This window comes from Curtobacterium sp. PhB191 (genome assembly GCF_004346515.1).
GTDB lineage: Bacteria > Actinomycetota > Actinomycetes > Actinomycetales > Microbacteriaceae > Curtobacterium.
The window spans coordinates 22485-43466 of the sequence record NZ_SMBV01000003.1; the positions used below are offsets into that span (position 1 = coordinate 22485).

14 protein-coding genes are annotated in these 20982 nt (G+C 70.3%); 5 read left to right on the forward strand and 9 right to left on the reverse strand.

The window, feature by feature from the left end; genetic code table 11:
* Window positions 1-110 precede the first annotated feature (110 nt).
* Both EDF48_RS05850 and EDF48_RS05855 read right to left on the reverse strand, forming a co-directional pair.
* On the reverse strand, window positions 111-1430 hold the full coding sequence (locus EDF48_RS05850; protein ID WP_131878744.1) for an MFS transporter: 1320 nt from the start codon (window positions 1428-1430) through the stop codon (window positions 111-113).
* 156 nt (window positions 1431-1586) lie between these two features.
* A complete protein-coding gene (locus EDF48_RS05855) occupies window positions 1587-2516 on the reverse strand; it encodes a PAC2 family protein (RefSeq protein WP_131879155.1) in 930 nt (309 codons plus the stop codon).
* 75 nt (window positions 2517-2591) lie between these two features.
* Here EDF48_RS05855 and EDF48_RS05860 point away from each other — a divergent pair, with 75 nt between their 5' ends.
* The 3 genes from EDF48_RS05860 to sucB all read left to right on the forward strand — a co-directional run bounded on the left by EDF48_RS05860 (window position 2592) and on the right by sucB (window position 7171).
* Window positions 2592-4070, forward strand: a complete 1479-nt coding sequence (locus EDF48_RS05860; protein WP_131846138.1) for a leucyl aminopeptidase — start codon at window positions 2592-2594, stop codon at window positions 4068-4070.
* A gap of 154 nt (window positions 4071-4224) precedes the next feature.
* Window positions 4225-5598, forward strand: coding sequence for a dihydrolipoyl dehydrogenase (gene lpdA, locus EDF48_RS05865; protein ID WP_123292677.1), 1374 nt, complete (start codon window positions 4225-4227; stop codon window positions 5596-5598).
* A 73-nt stretch (window positions 5599-5671) separates the two neighbouring features.
* Window positions 5672-7171 carry a 2-oxoglutarate dehydrogenase, E2 component, dihydrolipoamide succinyltransferase gene (gene sucB / locus EDF48_RS05870; protein WP_131878746.1) on the forward strand — a complete coding sequence of 500 codons (1500 nt, stop codon included), beginning with the start codon at window positions 5672-5674 and terminating at the stop codon, window positions 7169-7171.
* Window positions 7172-7281: 110 nt separating this feature from the next.
* Here sucB and EDF48_RS05875 read toward each other — a convergent pair whose 3' ends face one another.
* Complete coding sequence (locus tag EDF48_RS05875; RefSeq protein WP_131878748.1) at window positions 7282-8112, reverse strand: hypothetical protein; 831 nt, start codon at window positions 8110-8112, stop codon at window positions 7282-7284.
* 128 nt (window positions 8113-8240) lie between these two features.
* Between EDF48_RS05875 and EDF48_RS05880 the strand changes: the two genes are divergently transcribed.
* Window positions 8241-8954: a DUF4191 domain-containing protein gene (locus EDF48_RS05880; protein ID WP_111087017.1), complete on the forward strand. Its 714-nt coding sequence runs from the start codon at window positions 8241-8243 to the stop codon at window positions 8952-8954.
* A 184-nt stretch (window positions 8955-9138) separates the two neighbouring features.
* Here the strand turns inward: EDF48_RS05880 and EDF48_RS05885 are convergent, their stop codons facing one another.
* A complete protein-coding gene (locus EDF48_RS05885) occupies window positions 9139-9594 on the reverse strand; it encodes an RDD family protein (RefSeq protein ID WP_123292673.1) in 456 nt (151 codons plus the stop codon).
* 142 nt (window positions 9595-9736) lie between these two features.
* On the opposite strand from EDF48_RS05885, the gene glnA (EDF48_RS05890) reads away from it, so the two are divergent.
* Entirely contained in the window at window positions 9737-11161 is a 1425-nt protein-coding gene (glnA, locus tag EDF48_RS05890) for a type I glutamate--ammonia ligase (protein ID WP_111087015.1), read from the forward strand.
* A gap of 356 nt (window positions 11162-11517) precedes the next feature.
* Here the strand turns inward: glnA (EDF48_RS05890) and EDF48_RS05895 are convergent, their stop codons facing one another.
* The 5 genes from EDF48_RS05895 to glnA (EDF48_RS05915) all read right to left on the reverse strand — a co-directional run bounded on the left by EDF48_RS05895 (window position 11518) and on the right by glnA (EDF48_RS05915) (window position 20961).
* Window positions 11518-12945, reverse strand: a complete 1428-nt coding sequence (locus tag EDF48_RS05895) for a UDP-glucose/GDP-mannose dehydrogenase family protein (RefSeq protein ID WP_131878750.1) — start codon at window positions 12943-12945, stop codon at window positions 11518-11520.
* Window positions 12942-14561, reverse strand: coding sequence for a glycosyl hydrolase (locus tag EDF48_RS05900; protein WP_131878752.1), 1620 nt, complete (start codon window positions 14559-14561; stop codon window positions 12942-12944). The genes EDF48_RS05895 and EDF48_RS05900 overlap by 4 nt, the downstream gene beginning before the upstream one ends.
* Entirely contained in the window at window positions 14554-16155 is a 1602-nt protein-coding gene (locus tag EDF48_RS05905; protein ID WP_131878754.1) for a glycosyltransferase family 2 protein, read from the reverse strand. Before EDF48_RS05905 ends, EDF48_RS05900 begins: the two co-directional genes overlap by 8 nt.
* Before the next feature lie 503 nt (window positions 16156-16658).
* Window positions 16659-19610 (reverse strand): bifunctional [glutamine synthetase] adenylyltransferase/[glutamine synthetase]-adenylyl-L-tyrosine phosphorylase, encoded by a 2952-nt coding sequence (locus EDF48_RS05910; RefSeq protein ID WP_131878756.1) that lies wholly within the window; start codon window positions 19608-19610, stop codon window positions 16659-16661.
* A gap of 13 nt (window positions 19611-19623) precedes the next feature.
* The gene (gene glnA / locus EDF48_RS05915) at window positions 19624-20961 is read right to left on the reverse strand and encodes a type I glutamate--ammonia ligase (RefSeq protein ID WP_111087010.1); all 1338 of its coding nucleotides are present in this window, start codon (window positions 20959-20961) and stop codon (window positions 19624-19626) included.
* Window positions 20962-20982 lie beyond the last annotated feature (21 nt).

Sequence of the window (20982 nt, forward strand, 5' to 3'; positions counted from 1 at the left end):
GTCGAGTCCTACCGTTCCGGGCAGCACTAAGACCCATGTCAAGTCCCCCGGGTTGATCGGCGCTCCGAAGTGCTCCGACAGGATGGGGGTCCTGAGTGGGTCCGTGATCATTATTGCACGTGCCGCTTCCGCAGGCGCGCAACGAGTGCAACCCAGAGCGGTCCGACGCGTATTCCCTCCTCCGCGTGGAGCACCCGGCGCGTGCGGTGCCGGGCGTGCAGGAGCATCGCGACACCGAACCCGACCACCAGGTACTGCACCGTGAGGGCCACGCGGAAGTTGTCCCAGGCGAACACGGTCTCACCGGTGACGCGGGACATCACGTCGAGCAGCAGCCCGATCAGGTACATCATCACGAAGGCCGCCAGGAACCCGCCGACGTTGACGACGCCGTTCGCGGACCCGAGGGAACCCACGGGGTTGAACGTCCGGGCGAAGTCGAACCCGATCAGCGAACCGGGGCCGCCGATGCCCATCGCCACGACGAGGAGCACGAGCAGCCAGGTCGGCGGGTGGCCGGGCCAGAGCAGGATCGCGGTCCACACCACGGCGAGCAGCACGACCACGCCGAGCACGAGGTTCGAGCGGCGCATCGGGAACCGCGCGCACAGCAGCCCGAGCACCGGCCCGGCCACGAAGCCCACGGCGACGATGATCGTCAGGAAGCCGGCGGCCTCGGCGGGGCCGTACCCGAGCCCGCGGAGCATCGGGACGCCCCACAGCAGCGAGAACACCGTGCCGGACGACTGCGTCACGTAGTGGGACCAGAACCCGAGCTGCGTGCCCGGCCGACGCAACGCGTGCCCGAACGTCCGGAACGCGGCGCCCCACGAGTGCGGCAGCGGGATCGTCCCGGTCCGCACGACCACGGGGCCGTTGCGGACGAAGACGAACGCCAGGACGAGCCCGACGGCACTCGCGGCGGCGGCGACCCCGAACGCGGGCGTCCACCCCGCGGCGTGCAGGAGCACGGCGAACGGGAACGCCGACAGGATCTGGCCGATCTGCCCGAGGTTGCCCGTCCACTGCGAGATCTGCGGCAGGATCCGGCCGCTGAACCACATCGGCACCAGGCGGATCACCGAGATGAACGTCATCGCGTCGCCGGCGCCCACGAGCACCCGGCCCGCGATCGCCGGGCCGATCGTCGGCGAGAAGGCCACGACGGCCTGGCCGACCACGAGCAGCGCGGCGCCGAGCAGGACGAGCTTGCGCGGCCCCACCCGGTCGAGCGCGACGCCCACCGGGATCTGGAGTCCGGCGTACACGGCGATCTGCACGACCGCGAGCGTGGACAACACCGCCGCCGAGACGGCGAACCGGTCCTGCGCGTCCACCCCGGACACCCCGAGCGAGGACCGCTGCACGACCGCCAGGACGTAGGCGAGCACCGCGATGCCCCAGATCAGGTAGGCGCGACGGGAGTTCACCCCGACAGGCTACCGATCCGGCGGAGCCGGATACGCGACGTGTGTCGCCGACGCAGGTGACGGCCTGGTCGCGACCGGACGACCGACGGGAGGGACGGTGCGGGCCCGCCCCGGGCCTCCAGGCCGCCGTTCCGGACCGTCCAGGGCCCGACCCGGCTACTCGCCGCCGTCACCCTGGGTGCGACGATCCGCCAGGAAGCGCTCGAGCTCGGCCGCGATCGCGTCCGCGGTCGGCACCTCGCCGTCGACGTCCGTGAGCGGCGACGCGACCGGGTTGCCCTCCATGTACGTGTCGTGGCGTTCCTCGAGCACACCGACGAGTCGCTGCAGCTCGGCGTTGCCGGCGACCTGCTCCTCGACCCGGGTGAGGAACTCGCGACCCGCCTCGCGCAGGGCGTCCGTCGGGAAGATGAGGCCGGTGGCCGCGGCGATGCCGGACAGGGCCGCGACGGCCGCGTCCGGGAACTCGGTGTCCGACAGGTAGTGCGGGACGAGCAGGACGAGCCCGGTGACCTGCGCACCGGAGGTCGCGAGCCGGTGCTCGACGAGGTGCAGGACGTTCGCCGGCGCCTGGGTCTCGGGCTTCCAGACGCTCATCTGCTCGACGAGGTCGGCGCGGGTGCCGGAGACGGTCAGGCTGATCGGGCGGGTGTGCGGGACCGGCATCGGGATCGACTGCACCCAGGTGGTGTCCGCGACCTGGAGCTGGGCGGCGAGCCCGGTGACGGCGTCCACGAACCGGTTCCACTGGAAGTCCGGCTCGTACCCGGACAGGAACAGGAACGGCTGGCCGATCTCGTCACGCACGAGGTGCAGCGCCAGCCGGGGCGGCTCGACGGCGGCGATGTGGTCGTGCTCGAAGGTGATGACGGGCCGGCGTGCACGCCAGTCGAGCAGCACGTCGGGGTCGAACTCGGCGACGAGCTGGGTGTCGAGGTCCTCGAGCACCGACGTCGTGACCTGGGCAACGGCCGAACCGGCGTCCGCGAAGCCGGTGAGCCCGGCGACCAGGTGCAGCCCGGCCGGGACGGTCGGGGCGGCCTCGTCGAACGTGTAGAGCTCCTCGGGGTGGTTCACCGTCCCCATGCTAGGCGGGGCCACCGACGCCCCCGCGCGGGACGACCACGCCGACAGCGAACAGTGCGTGGATAGGGTTGGAGCATGGTCCGACCGACGCTCTCCACCGACTCCTCCGCCCCCTCCTCGATCTCCGCCGACGTCCTCGTGGTCGGCGTCCGGCCCGGTGCCGACGGTGCCCCCGCGACGATCGCCCAGCCGGCCACGACACCGTTCTCCGCGCTCGACGACCTCGACCTCGCGGCGATCGGCGCGACGGGCGCCAAGGACCAGCTCGTGCGCATCCCGGCCGTCGGCGTCGACGCCGCGAGCATCGCGCTCATCGGGCTCGGCACCGGGACCGACGCGGCCGCGTACCGCTCGGCCGCCGGCAGCGCCGTCCGCCAGCTGCCGCACGCCGCGTCGATCGCCCTCGCGCTGCCGACCGACACCGACGCACTCGTCGAGGCAGCGCTCGAAGGCGCGGCGCTCGGTGCCTACGCCTTCACGCGGCACAAGGGTGCCGGCACGACCGGGCCGACGCGCGGCGACCAGCGCGTGACGGTCCTCGCGCCGTCCGCCGCGACGGACGCCGCGGTCCGTCCGGCGATCGTGGCCGACGCCGCGTCGCTGGTCCGCGACCTCGTGAACACCGCCGCCGGCGACCTGGGACCACAGGACGTCGCCGACGTGGCGACCGGGCTCGCCTCGGACCTCCCGCTCACCGTCGAGGTCCTCGACGAGCAGGCACTCGAGGAGCAGGGCTTCGGCGGCATCCTCGGCGTCGGCCGTGGTTCGGCGCGTCCCCCGCGCCTGGTCGTCGTCCGCTACGCACCGGAGTCCGCCACGAAGCACCTCGCCCTCGTCGGCAAGGGCATCACGTTCGACTCGGGCGGGCTCTCGCTCAAGCCGGCGGCGTCGATGCTCGGCATGAAGACCGACATGACCGGCGCCGCCACGGTGCTCGCCGCGACCGTCGCCGCCGCACGCCTGGGCCTCGACGTGCGCGTCACCGCCTGGCTCGCACTCGCCGAGAACATGCCGTCGGGCACGGCGACCCGCCCGGGTGACGTCCTCACCCTCAAGAACGGCAAGACCGTCGAGGTCACGAACACCGACGCCGAGGGCCGCCTGGTGCTCGGCGACGGCATGGCCGCTGCTTCGCTCGAGACGCCCGACGCCATCGTCGACGTGGCCACCCTGACCGGCGCGCAGGTCGTCGCGCTCGGCGACCGCACAACCGGCCTGATGGGCAGCGACGACCTCGTCGCGAAGCTCCGTGCCGTGGCCGAGGGTGTGTCGGAGCCGATCTGGCCGATGCCCCTGCCCGAGGAACTCGACGCCCGGCTCGCCAGCGACGTCGCCGACATGGTCAACGCCACGGTCGGCAACCCGGCCGGCGGCATGCTGCTCGCGGGCAAGTTCCTGGAGCGCTTCGTCGGCGAGGACATCCCGTGGGCGCACCTCGACATCGCCGGTCCGTCCGAGCACAAGGGCGGCGGCTACGGGTGGCTCGGCAAGGGCGCGACGGGTGTGATGGTCCGCACGCTCATCGCGCTCGCAGAAGACCTCCAGTCCGAGTAGTAGGTTTGGTACCGGTGGGACGGGGCATCGACGCGCCTCCCACCGGTACTGCACGGGACGGGACCGGAACCACGCGGTCCGACCGTCGGACGCCGCCCCCGCGGTGTCCACGTAGGGCCCGATCGGCCCGACACGCACGAGGGAGTTGCACCAGGTGACGGAACAGACTTACGACGTCGTGGTCCTCGGTGGCGGGAGCGGTGGCTACGCCGCTGCGCTCCGGGCCGCCGAACTCGGCATGAGCGTCGCGCTCATCGAGGGCGACAAGCTCGGAGGGACGTGCCTGCACCGTGGCTGCATCCCCACCAAGGCGCTGCTGCACGCGGCCGAGGTCGCCGACGCGACGCGCGACGCCGAGAAGTACGGCGTGATCGCGGAGTTCGCCGGTGTCGAGGTCCCGAAGGTCATCGAGTACCAGCAGGGCGTCATCACCTCGAAGTACAAGGGCCTGCAGGGCCTCATCAAGGCCCGCGGCATCACCGTCGTCGAGGGCTGGGGTCGACTCACCTCGCAGAACACCGTGCAGGTCGGCGACCAGAACATCGTCGGCAAGAACGTCGTGCTCGCGACCGGCTCCTACTCGAAGTCCCTGCCCGGGCTCGAGATCGGCGGCCGCGTCATCACCTCCGAGACCGCACTGCGCATGGACTACGTGCCGAACAAGGTCGTCATCCTGGGCGGCGGCGTCATCGGCGTCGAGTTCGCCAGCGTCTGGAAGTCCTTCGGCGCCGAGGTCACGATCGTCGAGGCGCTCCCCCACCTCGTCCCCGCTGAAGACGAGTCGATGTCGAAGCAGCTCGAGCGTGCCTTCCGCAAGCGCGGCATCGAGTTCTCGCTCGGTGTCCGGTTCCAGGGCGTCGAGCAGCACGAGAACGGCGTCGTCGTGACGCTCGAGGACGGCAAGACCTTCGACGGCGACGTCCTGCTGGTCGCGGTCGGTCGTGGCCCGGTCACGCAGAACGTCGGCTTCGACGAGGTCGGCGTCGCCATGGACCGCGGCTTCGTCACCACGAACGAGCGCCTCGCCACCAACCTGCCGAACGTCTACGCGGTCGGCGACATCGTCCCCGGCCTGCAGCTCGCACACCGCGGCTTCCAGCAGGGCATCTTCGTCGCCGAGGAGATCGCCGGCCTGAACCCGGTGATCATCGAGGACAAGAACATCCCGAAGATCACGTACTCCGACCCCGAGGTCGCCTCCGTCGGCCTGTCGCAGGCCAAGGCCGAGGCCGAGTACGGCGCCGACAAGGTGGACTCGTACGAGTACAACCTGGCCGGCAACGGCAAGAGCCACATCATCGGTACGTCCGGTTCGGTCAAGGTCGTCCGCGTCGTCGACGGCCCCGTCGTCGGCGTGAGCATGATCGGCGCCCGCGTCGGCGAGCTCATCGGTGAAGCCCAGCTCGCCGTGAACTGGGAGGCGTACCCGGAGGACATCGCTCCGCTCGTGCACGCGCACCCGACGCAGAACGAGGCCCTGGGCGAGGCGTTCATGCACCTCGCGGGCAAGCCGCTGCACGCGCTGTGACCCGCACGAGTCCGCGCCCTGTGACAATGACATCCACAACAACTGCAACCCCCCGCGAAGAGGAGTCCACCCGATGAGCGAATCCGTCAGCCTCCCGGCGCTCGGCGAGAGCGTCACCGAGGGCACGGTGACCCGATGGCTGAAGAACGTCGGTGACCGGGTCGAGGTCGACGAGCCGCTGCTCGAGGTCTCGACCGACAAGGTCGACACCGAGATCCCGTCGCCCGTCGCCGGCGTCATCGAGGAGATCCTCGTGCAGGAGGACGAGACCGTCGAGGTCGGCACCGCGCTGGTGAAGATCGGCGACGGCTCGTCCGACTCCGGTTCCTCCGACTCCGGTTCGTCCGACGAGTCCTCGAACGAAGCCGCTGCCGAGGCAGAGGCCCCCGAGGCCGAGCCGAGCACCGAGCAGGAGTCCGAGACCCCCGCCCCGGAGCCCACCGAGCCCGAGCCGGCCCCCGCCGGACAGACGCAGCCCGCGGCCCCGCAGGCCCCGTCCGCACCGCCCGCGGCCGCTCCGGTCCCGCAGGCCGCTCCGGTCCCGCCGCCCGCCGCCGCACCGCCGGCCGCCGTCCCGGCGCCGGCAGCTGCTGCACCCGCACCGGCCGCGCCGAGCGCGACCACCGCCGCCGCGGTGCCGAACCCGACGCAGGACGGCGCAGCCTCCGGCTACGTCACGCCGCTCGTCCGCAAGCTGGCGAACGAGCAGGGCGTCGACCTGTCCACCGTCACCGGTTCCGGTGTCGGCGGGCGCATCCGCAAGGAGGACGTGCTCGCGGCCGTCGCGAAGGCCCCGGCCGCCGGTGGTGCAGCTGCACCCGCCGCCGCGTCCGGTCCGTTCGTCGCCGAGGTCTCGCCGCTGCGCGGCACCCGCGAGAAGATGACCCGCCTGCGCAAGGTCGTGGCCGAGCGCGCCGTGCAGTCGATGACCTCGACCGCACAGCTGACGAGCGTCGTCGAGGTGGACGTCACGAAGGTGGCGCAGTTCCGCGACGCCCACAAGGCGGAGTTCCTCGAGAAGACCGGTTCGAAGCTCTCGTTCATGCCGTTCTTCGCCCTGGCGGCGTCCGAGGCGCTCAAGGCCCACCCGAAGATCAACTCGACCGTGGAGGGCGACGAGATCGTCTACCCGGAGTCCGAGAACGTCTCCATCGCGGTGGACACCGAGCGCGGCCTGCTGACCCCGGTCATCAAGGACGCAGCCTCGCTCGACCTGGCGCAGTTCTCGAAGTCCATCGCGGACCTGGCGGAGCGTACCCGGAACAACCAGCTCAAGCCCGACGAGCTCGCCGGCGGTACGTTCACGCTGACGAACACCGGTTCGCGTGGCGCGCTGTTCGACACCCCCGTGGTGTTCCTGCCGCAGTCGGCGATCCTCGGGACCGGCATCGTCACGAAGCGTCCCGCGGTCGTGAAGGTCGACGGCCAGGAAGCGATCGCGATCCGTTCGTTCGTGTACCTCGCGCTGTCGTACGACCACCGGATCATCGACGGTGCGGACGCCTCGCGCTACCTGGTCGCGGTCAAGAACCGCCTGGAAGCGGGCAACTTCGCGCCCAACCTCGGGTACTGACCCCAGCACCACGGCCGACGGCCCCCGTTCCCCCTCGTGGGGAGCCGGGGCCGTTCCCGTTCCCGCTCCGGTTCGTCGGCGTCCGGGGCGTCCGGGGGTGTCCGGGCGCGTCAGCCACCACCACCCGCACCGGTCCCGGTGTCCGTTCCGGCACCGAGCACGGACACCGCGGCGACGACCGTACCGATCGCGACGACGACACCGACCACGGCGCGGCGGAGCGGCAACCGCCGACCAGCACCGAGCGGGATGCCGCGCTCGACGACCTCGCGCAGTCGAGCCGCCGGGCCCGTCGTGTCGAGCGGCGGGTCCGCCTCGACGAACACCAGGTCGGCTGGCGGTGGGGCCCATCGGAACGGCCGCGGAGGCGCCGCACCCCGGACCGTGTCGAGCGCCGCGCACACGGTGCTGCGGTCGCCGTCGAGCGCCGCGAGGAGCGCAGCGTCCACCTCGTCGCGACTCGGATCGCGCGGGTCGACACGGTCCCAGACGACCCGGGCAGCGAGTACGAGGACCCGTGCAGCATCGTCACCGGGCAGCTCCGTGCCGTCGCGGACGGCTCCAGCCGGGCGATCGCACAGCACCACGGCGCCCGCGTCGTCCACCAGGACGTCGTCGATCCCGGCGACGCCGAGCCGCACCGCGCCGTCCACGGCCGCGACGAGGAGCTCGAGCAGCGGCACGCAGAGGGTCACCGCGACCCCGGTCGTCGGGGTGCCGAGACGGTCCAGCGCCACCGGGAGCGGCGTGCCGCGTGGGCGGTCGAGCAGGGTCACGAGCCCGCCGGCCCCGGTCCGGCCCACCGCCTCGACGGGCACCAGGTGCCGGTGTCCGGTGGCGCACCGGTCCGCGATCCAGGCCGCCACGGCAGCGTCGTCGGCCGGCGCGACCCAACGGTCGCTGCGGGCGTCGTCGACGCTCTGGTCGGTGCTCGGGTCCATGGTGACGAGCGTGGCGGAGGCGAGCCGGGCCTCCTGTCCGTCCTGCCCGGTCTGTGGACAACGCGTGTTCGCGCACAGCCGGACCGACTGCGGTCTCCCCCGGACCGCGGAGGCCGTATCCTGTCAGCATGGCACGCAGCACTTCCACAGACACGAAGGCGAAGGAGCCGGGGCGTCTCAAGCAGATGTTCCAGGTCTTCCAGATGACCCGACGGGCCGACCCGTCGTCCGTCTGGTGGTTCGCCCTCGCATTCGTCGGCCCCGTCGTCCTCGGCATCGTGCTGGCGCTGGTGCTCCCGGGCCAGAACTGGCTCGCGATGATCCTGTGGATCGTCGCCGGTGTCCTGATGGGCGTGCTGCTCTTCCTCATCGTCCTCGGCCGGCTGGCCGAGCGGGCGGCGTACTCGCAGATCGAGGGCCAGCCCGGCGCCGTCGGTGCGGTGCTCTCCAACTCGCTGCGTCGGCAGTGGCGCTCCAGCGAGATGCCCGTCGCCGTGCACGGTCGCTCGCAGTCCGCGGTCTACCGCGCGGTGGGGCGTCCCGGCGTCGTCCTCATCACCGAGGGCCAGCGCGGCAACCTGAAGCGTCAGGTCGACGAAGAGCGTCGCAAGGTGCAGCGCATCGTCCCGAACGTCGCGGTCCACGTGGTCAGCGTCGGTGACGGCGACGACACCCTCACGCTGCACAAGCTCCCCCGTGCCATGAACAAGTTCAAGAAGTCACTCAACCGCAACGAGGTCCTGGCCGTCGCGAACCGCCTCGACTCGCTCACGCAGAGCCCCGCCGCGGCGATCCCGAAGGGCATGGACCCGATGCGTGCCCGTGCCGGACGTCCGCGCTGACCCGTCCACGAACCACCACGCAGAACGCCCCCGACCGTGCCAGGTCGGGGGCGTTCTGCGTGCGTGCGTTGCGGTCGCTGGTGGCGGCAGGTGGTGCGAGGTTGTTCACTCGGTGCGAGGACGGAACGACGCACGGAGTGATCAACCTCGCACCGTGCGTGCGACCGGTGGCGCGGGGCGCCGGTCAGCGGCGGACGAGCACCGTGCCGGCGATGCGGTCGTGGGCACCGCGGCTGTCCCGGTCGATGATGAGCGCCGGCACCACCAGGCAGAGCAGGACGGTCCGGACGACCGGACGCCACACCCCCACGTAGCCCCCGCGCATCGGCACGACGCGCAGCCCGACGCAGATGTGCCCGAACGAGCCGGACAACAGGCAGATGAAGAGCACCTGGAGCGCGGCGAAGATCGCCAACTGCACCCACGAGTGCGCGATGTCCCCGGAACCGTTCACCGGCGACCAGACCCCGGTCACGTAGGCGATGAGGTCGGCGAGGGCACCGTCGATGAGCAGGGCGACGATCCGCCGTCCGATCCGCCCGACGCTGCGGGGTCCTTCCTCCGGCAGACCGAGGTCCTTGCCCGGCCAGCCGTCGGGGTGCTCGGAGGGCGCGGACGGACTGGAGGAGCTGCGGGCCATGCCCCCAAGCGTAGGCGACCTGCCGCCCGTAACACGCCCGAAACAATTCAGTCACGTCCGGGAAACCCCGTGTCAATAGCCTCGTCGGAGGTGCCTTGATCGGTACCTCCGACATCACCCAACCCATTGGAGATCGGCCCCCATGTTCAGCGATTCCTCCGAGGTCCTGGCCTTCATCAAGGACACCGACGTCAAGTTCCTCGACATCCGATTCACGGACCTGCCGGGTGTGCAGCAGCACTTCAACATCCCTGCCTCGACCGTCGACGAGGACTTCTTCTCGGTCGGCCAGCTCTTCGACGGCTCCTCGATCCGCGGGTTCGCGTCGATCCACGAGTCCGACATGCAGCTGATCCCCGATGTGACCACCGCCTACGTGGACCAGTTCCGCGCCGAGCGCACGCTCATCATGATCTTCGACATCTACAACCCGCGGAACGGCGAGATCTACGGCCGCGACCCGCGCCAGGTGGCGAAGAAGGCCGAGAAGTACCTCGCGTCGACGGGCATCGCGGACACCGCGTTCTTCGCCCCCGAGGCCGAGTTCTACATCTTCGACGACGTCCGCTACTCCGTCACCCAGAACGAGTCGTTCTACGCGGTCGACTCCGAAGAGGGCGCCTGGAACACCGGTCGTGACGAAGAGGGCGGCAACCTCGCCAACAAGACCCCGTACAAGGGCGGCTACTTCCCCGTGTCGCCGGTCGACAAGACCGCCGACCTGCGCGACGACATCACCCTCAAGCTGATCGACGCGGGCTTCGAGCTCGAGCGCTCGCACCACGAGGTGGGCACCGGCGGCCAGCAGGAGATCAACTACAAGTTCGACACGATGGTCCACGCCGCGGACGACATCCTGAAGTTCAAGTACATCGTCAAGAACACGGCGGACCAGTGGGGCAAGGTCGCCACGTTCATGCCGAAGCCGCTCTTCGGCGACAACGGCTCGGGCATGCACACCCACCAGTCGCTCTGGTCGGACGGCAAGCCGCTCTTCTACGACGAGAACGGCTACGGCGGCCTGTCCGACCTGGCCCGTTGGTACATCGGCGGTCTGCTGAAGCACGCTCCGGCGCTGCTCGCCTTCACCAACCCGTCGATCAACTCGTACCACCGCCTGGTCAAGGGCTTCGAGGCTCCGGTCAACCTGGTCTACTCGGCCGGTAACCGTTCGGCTGCGATCCGCATCCCGATCACGGGCACCAACCCGAAGGCCAAGCGCATCGAGTTCCGCGCGCCGGACGCCTCGGGCAACCCGTACCTCGCCTTCGCCGCGCAGCTGATGGCGGGCCTCGACGGCATCCAGAACCGCATCGAGCCGCACGAGCCCGTCGACAAGGACCTCTACGAGCTCCCGCCCGAGGAAGCAAAGGGCATCCCGCAGGTCCCCGGCTCCCTCGACGAGGCGCTCGACTTCCTCGAGGCGGACCACGAGTTCCTCACGAAGGGCAACGTCTTCACCGAGGACCTCATCCAGACCTGGATCGACTACAAGCGTGAGAACGAGATCCTCCCGCTGGCACAGCGCCCGCACCCGTTCGAGTACGAGCTGTACTTCGGCGTCTGATCCTCGCTGAGACACGAAGGCCCCGCACCGTCAGGTGCGGGGCCTTCGTGTGTGTGTCGCGACAGCGACAGTGTGCCGCAAACCATCCGCAGGATTGTGTCGCTTTGGCGGGGGGCGGACGCTACCGCCTGGAGGCCCGGTGCCGGTCCGGCGGGCCGGCACCGGGCCTCCCGGCTGGTCGCGACGCACGTTCCTTCCCATCGCACCCGGACTGGGAAGCCGAATCGGGCGTACCTGGTCGAAAGTTCCGACCAGGTACGCCCGTTTCGACCACCTGTGCTCGATCCGACCCGGCACCGCACACACGGGAACGGGGCCCGTGCCGCCCGGCACGGACCCCGCTTCGCGAACGGTGACTAGCGAGCCGTGGCCAACGAGTCGTTCGTCCCCGCTGCGACGCTCACGGGTGCACCCGTGACCGGCGTGGGCCGCCCCAGGGAACGGACGGTCCACCCCGCTTTGACCCAGTCGTGGACCGGGAGGCAGTTGCGCGCGTCGATCACGACGCGGCGACCGACGAGGTCACCGAGGACGACCGGGTCGGCGGTGATGATCTCGTCCCACTCGGTGAGCACCAGGACGACGTCGGCGCCCTCGATCGCGTCCGCCATCGACGCGGCGTAGCTCAGCGTCGGGAACGAGCGCTTCGCCGGCTCCATCGCCTCGGGGTCCCAGAGGGTGACCTGGGCGCCGCGCAGGTGGAGTGCAGCGGCCACGTTGAGCGCCGGGGAGTCCCGCACGTCGTCGGTCAGGGGCTTGAACGCGGCGCCGATCACGGCCACGCGACGGTTCAGCACCGATCCCCCGGCCGAGTAGATCGCCATGTCGATGACCCGCTGCCGCTGGCCCATGTTGATCTCGTCGACCTGCTGCATGAGGCCGACGACCTGGCCCGCGCCGATCTCGTTGGCGCGGTACATGAGCGCTCGGATGTCCTTCGGCAGGCACCCGCCGCCGAACCCGAGGCCGGCGTTCAGGAACTTCCGGCCGATGCGGGCGTCGTGCCCGAGGGCGTCGGCGAGCGTCGACACGTCGGCGCCGGTGATCGCGCACATCTCGGAGATCGCGTTGATGAACGAGATCTTCGTGGCGAGGAACGCGTTGGCGCTCACCTTGACGAGCTCCGCGGTGGCGAGGTCCGTGGTGATGACCGGTGTGCCCTCGCCGATCGGCGCGGCGTAGACCTCGCGGATGACGTCGTCGGCAGCTTCGGACGCGCCGCCCCAGACCAGCCGGTCCGGGTGCAGGGTGTCCTCGACGGCCTTGCCCTCGCGGAGGAACTCCGGGTTCCAGATGAGCTCGGCGTCGATCCCCGAGGGGGTGAACTCGCGGACGATGCCGCGCAGTCGCGCCGCGGTGCCGACCGGGACCGTCGACTTGCCGACGATGAGTCCCGGGTGGGTGAGGTTCTCGGCGACGCCGCGGGTGGCGCTCTCGACGTACGCCAGGTTGGCGGCGTGCGAGCCCGCCTTCTGCGGGGTGCCGACGCAGACGAAGTGGACGTCCGCGGCGGCGACGGCCGAGGCGATGTCCGCCGTGAACCGGAGCTTGCCGCTCGCGACGTGCTTCGTGATGAGCTCGGGCAGGCCGGGTTCGAAGAACGGGACCTCGCCGGCGGACAACGCGGCGAGCTTCGCCGGGTCGACGTCCACGCCGATGGTCTCGAAGCCCATCTCGGCCATGGCGGCCGCGTGGGTGGCACCGAGGTAGCCGGTGCCGATGACGCTGATGACGGGTGCGGGACGGGTGTCGGCCTGGTCGGGCGACTTCTTGGACGCGGTCATGGCGTGACCTCCTGCAGGTCGTAGTCGATGTCGTTGCGCTTGATGCCCTCGGCGAAGGCCGCCAGGGAGTCGGCTCGCGAGTTGAGTCGCCAGTCGTTCGTGGTGCGTGTGCCGTCGACGATCGTGGTCGCGGTCTCGCTGAAGTACGCGAAGCCGATGATGTCCGAGTTGGCGGGGTCGGCCAGGGCGTCGAAGAGCGAGTTGATCCACTGGGTCTTCTGGGGGTTCGAGACGCTGCCCCCGGTCTCGGTGGCCCCGATCTCGTTGAGCACGATGCCCTTGCCCGGCGCGACCTGCCGGATCTGGGCGAGCGTCGCACCGAAGGTGTTCTCGAAGGTCGGCTGCTCGGTGGCGTCACGGTAGTAGCCGCTCATGCCGACCCAGTCGACGTACTCGGCGCCCGGGTAGTAGTTCTGCATGTACTCGAGCGTCTGGTACTTCGCGTTGCCGAGCTTGTCGATGCGCGACGGCGACCAGTCCCAGATGGCGTACTGGTTCGCACCGTTGGCCTGGAAGACGTTCCAGACGTGCTGCCACATCGCGGTGTACGAGCCGGCGGCGTTCTGCTGCTTCGCCGATTCGGACCAGTTGTACCACTGGCCGTTCATCTCGTGGTCGAACCGGATGACGAGCGGCTGGCCGTTCGCCGCCAGGGACTTGGCGTACTGCGTCAGGTAGGCGTCGAACTTGCCGGAGATGACGTCCTCGTTGGTGTAGCCCTCGACGTACGGCTCGTCGTTGCCCGTCTTCGCGGGCACCGACTCCCACGTCATCATCGGCAGACGACCGTTCGCCCACGAGCGCTGGACCGCGTTCTGGTTGAAGTCCTGGTCGAAGCCCTGGAAGAAGCCGACCATGTTCGTCGCCTTCCCCACCTCTTGTGAGACCTGGTCGTACTCGGACCAGTTGAACGGGGACTGCGCCGTGTACAGGCCGTACCAGCGGGACTGCTGCGCGAGGATGTCCGCCTTGGTCGGGACCGCGACGGGCGTGGTACCCGGGTCGGTCGACGGGCCGGGGTTCGGGTTGGTGACCCCACCGGAACCACCACCCGAGCCGCCGGAGCCACCGGAACCCGACCCACCGGCCGAGGTGCCGCCGGAACCGGAGCCGGAACCCGACCCGTTGTCGGAGACAGCGGACCCGCCGGACCCGCCGGACCCGCCGGACCCGGAACCCGATCCGGAGCCCGAGGTGCCGGCCCCGTTCGCACCGGAACCCGACGCGTTCACGGAGGACGAGCCTCCCGAGCCCTTCGCGGAACCGAGCTGGGACTGGAGCGACGCGACCTGCGCCTTGAGCTCCGTGATCTGGTCGCCACGCGAGCCGGCCTGGGCGGTGCGGGAGTCGAGCTTGCCCTCGAGCGCCCAGATGCGGTCCTGGGCAGCGTCGAGCTGCGTCTGCAGTTCGGCGGCGGACACCTTCTTGGCCTTCGGGGCGGTGACCCCGAGGGCCTGGTGCACGGCGGTGGAGACGGGGCCGGCCGGGGAGACCCAGACCGACCAGGTGATGAGGGCGAGGGCGAGGACGATGGCGGTCGTGCCGACGGCCGTCCAGCGGGCGTGCTTGCTCGACTGCGCCCACCAGGTACTGGAGGAGCGGATGATGTCAGACAATGAGGAAGGCCTCCAGGACGAAGATCGCGATGCCGATGCAGTACGGGATCGCGGCGTACGGGTTGTACCGGCGGGCCTTCACGGGGGCGGTCCGTGGGGCTGTGGGCTGCACTGCTGCTGCGGCAGCGGCCTCGCGCCGGGTCGCGAGCACGGTCGTGGTGGAGTTGGTGGTGGCGTCGGCCCCGAAGAGCTCGTCGAACGCGCGGTCCACGGCCACCTGGTCACTCCCGAGCGGCACGCGTCCGTCGACGGCCCGGGCACGGTCCGCGGCGTCGATCGGGCTGACCGGGGTCTGGGTGCCGAAGAACGACGGCTGCGCGGCGTCGGACGGGTCCTCCTGCATCGGACCGCCGGCATAAGCGCCGGCGCGGGTCCCCCAGCCGGACGCGTGCGCCAGGCGGAAGAAGCCGATGAGCCGGATCGGCATGAGGAAGAACGTCGACACGATGATGAACATCGGCAGGCGGAAGAAGTCACTCGGCTTCTCGGCCAGGTGGCGCATCTGCCGGATGGCCATGCTGAGCACCGACGAGACGACCATCAGGGCGGCGACGTAGACGAAGCCCGTCGAGAAGCCGTACTGCGACAGGATGCCCTGGTACAGGTTCTCGCCCTGCCCGGTGAAGGCACGGTAGATCCAGCCGGCGATCACGCCGAAGAGCATGAACGGCAGGATGATGTCGGTGATGAAGAACGCCGCGAGCACCGGGGCGTGGCCGAGCATCCACGGCAGCATGCGCAGCGTGTTGTACTGCGAGCCACGGGCCCAGCGGAGCTGCTGCTTGAACAGCTTCTTCACCTGCAGCGGAGCGTCCGTGTAGACCAGCGAGGTGTACTGGTAGACGGTCCGGTACCCCTCCTTGAGCGTGAGGTTCGTGAGCGTGCGGTCGTCGGAGACCTCGAGGAACACACCCATGAACTTCTCGTGCATGAACTTGTCCATGACGCGCATCAGGATGCTCCGCCGGAAGGCGATCGTGCGCCCGGGCAGGCAGCCGATCTGCCCGAGGACGCTCTGCGCGGGCATCGAGTAGAGCGCTCGCGAGTTCTCGAGCCAGTCGGCCCAGCGGGTGATCCAGCTGCGCTCGGGTTCGAGGATGCGCTGCCGGGTCGTGACACCGCCGACAGACTCGTCGGCGAACGGCTTGAGGAGTTCCTCGAGCGCGCCGGGGGTCCAGACGGTGTCCGAGTCGACGAGCACCGTGATGTCGCCGTTGGACATCTCGGTGCCGACCTTGACGGCGTTGCGCTTGCCCGGGATGGGCGTGTGGGTCCAGCGGACGAGCGGGGCGAACTCGTCGCAGACGGCTTCGAGCGCCTCGTTGCGGGCGCCGTTGATGACGACGATGATCTCGCCGGGTCGCTGCTCGACCATGCGACCGATGACGTCGCGGAACAGGTCGAGCGGTTCGTCCACGACGGGGACGACGACGCTGGTGGTACCGACGAAGGTGCCGGTGAACGGGCGGTAGCGGGCGGAGATGACGACCTTGACCAACCAGAGCAACCAGATCACCGCGGAGTACACGGCGAACAGGTAGAACTCGGGGTGGCCTTCGACCATCTGCCTGATCTGCAGAATGAAGGTGAACACTGATCCCTGCTTCAACGTTCGAGGTGGAGATTCCGCGACGTTGGGGAATCAGGGTCGGTTCGGGTGACCCCATTGACGCAGAAACCTGAACCCCCGCGCAACGCGACCCCCGTCCGGGGGCGTTTCGAGCGCGTTACGGGGTACACACTTGTCCCCATCTCCACCGGGACCGGTGGTCCCCCCTCGTGCTGACAGCACTCCTGCGGACCGCGTTCACCCTGTCACTCACCTTGGTGGGCGGCGAACACTGCCGGGAGGCGCGGATCACCGCACCGGGAAACCCCTGTTCACGACAGGGTCACCGGGCGAGTCGGCGCGGACCTCTGGCACGTCTGCCGGCGGCCCGGGGCGTGGTGGTCACGGCGAAGTAACGACGGACCCGTCTGTCCGGATCGGGGTACAGTCCGAAACGAACGGGGGACGGTGCGCGACACGGGGAATTAACCTGCGACGACTCGTCATCTTCGCGTCCGGGGAGCACGCCCGGGCGTGTCGGTGCCGCGTCAGGCGCCGTAGAACTCGCGCTCGAAGACCTGCCGTGCACGTCGGGTGACGCCGAGGTAGTCCTCTTCGAGCTCGCTCGCCGAGCCGGGCGGGTACTCCATCAGCCGCGCGACGCCCTCGAGCTGGACTCGGTCGACGGGCAGGACGTCGGTGGTCTTCCCCGACCAGAGCACCAGCGCACTGCGCGTCCGCGAGGCGAAGCGCCAGGCAGCCCCGAGCCGCTCGCCGTCGTCGGCACTGACGAACCCGGCAGCTACGGCACCGTCGAGTGCCTCGAGCGTCGAGGTCGTGCGGAGCGCGGGGAACTCGAGGGCGTGCTGCAGCTGCAGGAGCTGGACGAACCACTCGACGTCGCTGAGCGATCCGCGCCCGAGCTTCAGGTGGCGAGCCGGATCGGCCCCACGTGGCAGTCGCTCGGACTCGACACGGGCCTTGATGCGTCGGACCTCGCGCACCTCGTTCTCGTCGATCCGCTCCGGGTAGCGCGTCCGGTCGGCCAGGTGCTCGAAGTCCCGGAGCAGCTGGGCATCCCCCACGGCGCCACGGGCACGGAGCAGCGCCTGCGCCTCCCACGTCAGCGACCACCGGGCGTAGTAGGCGCCGTAGGACTCGAGCGTGCGCGCCACCGGGCCGTTCTTCCCCTCGGGGCGCAGGTCGATGTCGAGGTCGAGCGGGTGGACGGTGTCCTCGGTGAGCCGGTTCAGCTCGCGCACGATGGTCTGTGCCGTCCGGGAGGCCACCTCGGTCGCCAAGTCCGGCGCGCGGTACACGTAGAGGACGTCGGCGTCGGAGCCGAAGCCGAGCTCACGCCCGCCGTAGCGGCCCATCGCGATGATCCCGAACTCGAAGTCCGCGGGGGCGTCCCGCCGGGCGAGCGCGAGGGCCCCGGCGAGCGTCGCCTCGGTCACGTCGCTGAGTGCAGCACCCAGAGCGTCCACGTCGAGGTGGCCGAGCACCGCAGCCATGCCTAGGCGCAGGGTCTCGCGGCGGCGCGCCGAGCGCAGCAGGCTGGCCGCACCGTCGACGTCGTTGCCGTGCCGCGCGGTCGTCGCGGTCATCTCGGCGAGCAACGAGTCCATCGGGCGGGCACGCAGGAGCGACTCGGGCTCGTCGAGCCAGGCGACGGCCTCCGGGAACCGCTCGAGCAGACCGGACAAGAACGCCGACTCCGACAGCACGGTGGTCAGCGAGTGCGCAGCCCCGGACGAGTCGCGGAGCATCCGGAGGAACCAGCTGGACTCCCCCAGGGTGTCGCTGAGCCGTCGGAACGCCAGCAGGGCCCGGTCCGGCGCCGGCCCCTCGGCCATCCACCGCAGGAGCACCGGCAGCAGGTTGCGCTGGATCGCCGCACGCCGGCTCGTGCCCTGTGTGAGCGCCCGGATGTGCCGCAGCGCACCGGGCGGGTCGACGAACCCGATCGCGCCGAGCCGGTCGACGACCTGGTCGTCGGTCAGCACGATCTCACCCTCGGTCGTGGCGACGGCGGACAGCAGCGGACGGTAGAACAGCCGCTCGTGCAGGCCGCGGACCTCGAGCTTGACCGCACGCCACCGGGTCTCGAGGGCCGAGGCCGAGGTGGCCAGACCGCTCGACCGGGCGAGGACGCGGAGTTCTTCCTCGTCGGTCGGCATCAGGTGCGTCCGCTGCAGTCGGCGGAGCTGGATACGGTGCTCGAGGACCCGGAGCAGCGCGTAGTCCGGACCGAAGTGGGCGGCCTCGGCGCGTCCGACGTACCCGGCCGCGGTCAGGGCGTCCATCGCCTCGAGGGTGGAACGGACGCGCACGGACTCGTCGTCACGACCGTGCACGAGCTGCAGGAGCTGCACGGTGAACTCGACGTCGCGCAGGCCGCCCGGACCGAGCTTGAGCTGCCGGTCGACCTCGCCGTCGGGGATGTGGTCGGTGACGCGCTCGCGCATCCGCTGCACCGACTCGACGAACCCGGGGCGCGCCGACGAGCTCCAGACGAACGGTGCGACGGCCTCGGCGTAGCGCGCGCCGAGGTCGGCCGAGCCGGCGATCGGCCGGGCCTTGAGGAGCGCCTGGAACTCCCACGACTTCGCCCAGCGCTCGTAGTACGCGACGTGCGAGTCGAGCGTGCGGACGAGGGCACCGTCCTTGCCCTCCGGTCGCAGGTTCGCGTCGACCTCCCACAGACCGGGTTCGGCGGCCAGGTCGGTGATCGCGTGGGTCGCGGCGATCGCGATCCGCGTCGAGATGCGGACGGCACGGTCGGTGCCGATGTCGTCGGTGGCCTCGGTGACGAAGATGACGTCGACGTCGCTGACGTAGTTGAGCTCGCGTGCACCGGCCTTGCCCATCGCGATCACCGCGAGCGGGGTCGCAGCGACGTCGGCGGCCGGGAACGGCACCTCGCGCCGGGCGACGTCGACCGCGGCGTCGAGCGCTGCCCCGGCCAGGTCGGCCAGTCCGGCAGCGACGGCCGGGAACGCCTCGGTCGGCGACGAGTGCAGCACGTCGTACAGGGCGATCTGCGCGAGGTGCCGGCGGTACCGCACCCGCAGGCACATCCGTGCGTCCTCGCCGGTGGCGCCGTCGATCGCCTCGAGCAGGGACGCCGTGTACCGCTCCTGCGACCACGGCGCGACGACGGGCTCGAGCAGCAGTGCGAGTTCGGCAGGACGACGGTGCAGGAACTCGCCGAGGCCGACCGAGGCGCCGAGCAGGCGGATCAGCCGCTCCGTCGCCGCCTCGTCCGTCAGGACGGGGCGGAGCTCGTCCGGAGCACGCTCGAGCAGCCGTTCCAGCAGCCGCAGCGCGCCGTCGGGATCCGCGGTGATGCCCCAGAGCGCCGGGGTGCCGCTGACCGGCAGCGGCACGACGGAGCCGAACCGCGCCTCCAGGTCAGCGATCCGCTCCAGGCTCTCCGACAGCTCGGCGAAGCCCAGGCGGGCCAACTCGGAACGCGACGACGTCGTCCGACCGGTCATGTGGTGCGCTCGCTCAGAGGGCGCCGAGGTTGGTGTCGAGCTCGAACGGCGTGACCTGATCGCGGTAGCGCTTCCACTCCTGGCGCTTGTTGAGGAGCACGAAGTTGAACACGTGCTCGCCCAGCGTCTCGGCGACGAGCTCGGAGTCCTCCATCAGGCTGAGGGCGTGGTCGAGGCTCGACGGCAGCTGGCTGTACCCGAGGGCACGACGCTCGGCGTCGGTCAGGCTCCAGACGTCGTGCTCCGCCTCGGCCGGCAGCTCGTACTCTTCCTCGATGCCCTTGAGCCCCGCAGCGAGCAGCAGCGAGTACGCCAGGTACGGGTTCGCCGCCGAGTCGATGCCGCGGTACTCGATGCGCGAGGACTGCCCCTTGTTGGGCTTGTACAGCGGCACGCGCACGAGCGCCGAACGGTTGTTGTGGCCCCACGTCACGAAGGACGGGGCCTCGTCGCCGCCCCAGAGGCGCTTGTACGAGTTCACGAACTGGTTCGTCACCGCGGTGATCTCGGGTGCGTGCTTGAGCACACCGGCGATGAAGTGCTTGGCGGTTCGGGACAGCTGGTACTCGCCGCCGGCCTCGTAGAACGCGTTCTGGTCGCCCTCGAAGAGCGAGACGTGCGTGTGCATGCCCGAACCCGGCTGACCCGAGATCGGCTTCGGCATGAACGTCGCGTAGACGCCCTGCTCGATCGCGACCTCTTTCACGACCGTGCGGAAGGTCATGATGTTGTCCGCCATCGTCAGTGCGTCTGCGTAGCGGAGGTCGATCTCGTTCTGGCCAGGCCCGGCCTCGTGGTGGCTGAACTCCACCGAGATGCCGAGGTCCTCGAGCATCCGGACGGAACGGCGACGGAAGTCGTGGGCGCTGCCGCCGGGGACGTTGTCGAAGTAGCCGGCCTGGTCGACGGGCTGCGGCCCGCCGTCCTTCCACTCGCGGCTCTTGAGCAGGTAGAACTCGATCTCGGGGTGCGTGTAGAACGTGAAGCCACGCTCGCTCGCCCGGGCCAGCGTGCGCTTCAGCACGTTGCGCGGGTCGGCGACGGCGGGCTGGCCGTCCGGCGTCGTGATGTCGCAGAACATCCGCGCGGTCGGGTCGACCTCGCCGCGCCACGGCAGGATCTGGAACGTCGAGGGGTCCGGGTGCGCGAGCACGTCGGCCTCGTACGAGCGGGACAGGCCCTCGATCGCGGAACCGTCGAACCCGATGCCCTCGGCGAAGGCGCCCTCGACCTCGGCCGGGGCGATCGCCACCGACTTCAGCGTCCCGATGACGTCCGTGAACCAGAGTCGGATGAACTTGATGCCGCGCTCCTCGATGGTGCGGAGCACGAAGTCCGTCTGCTTGTCCATGCACGACCTTTCCGTGTATCG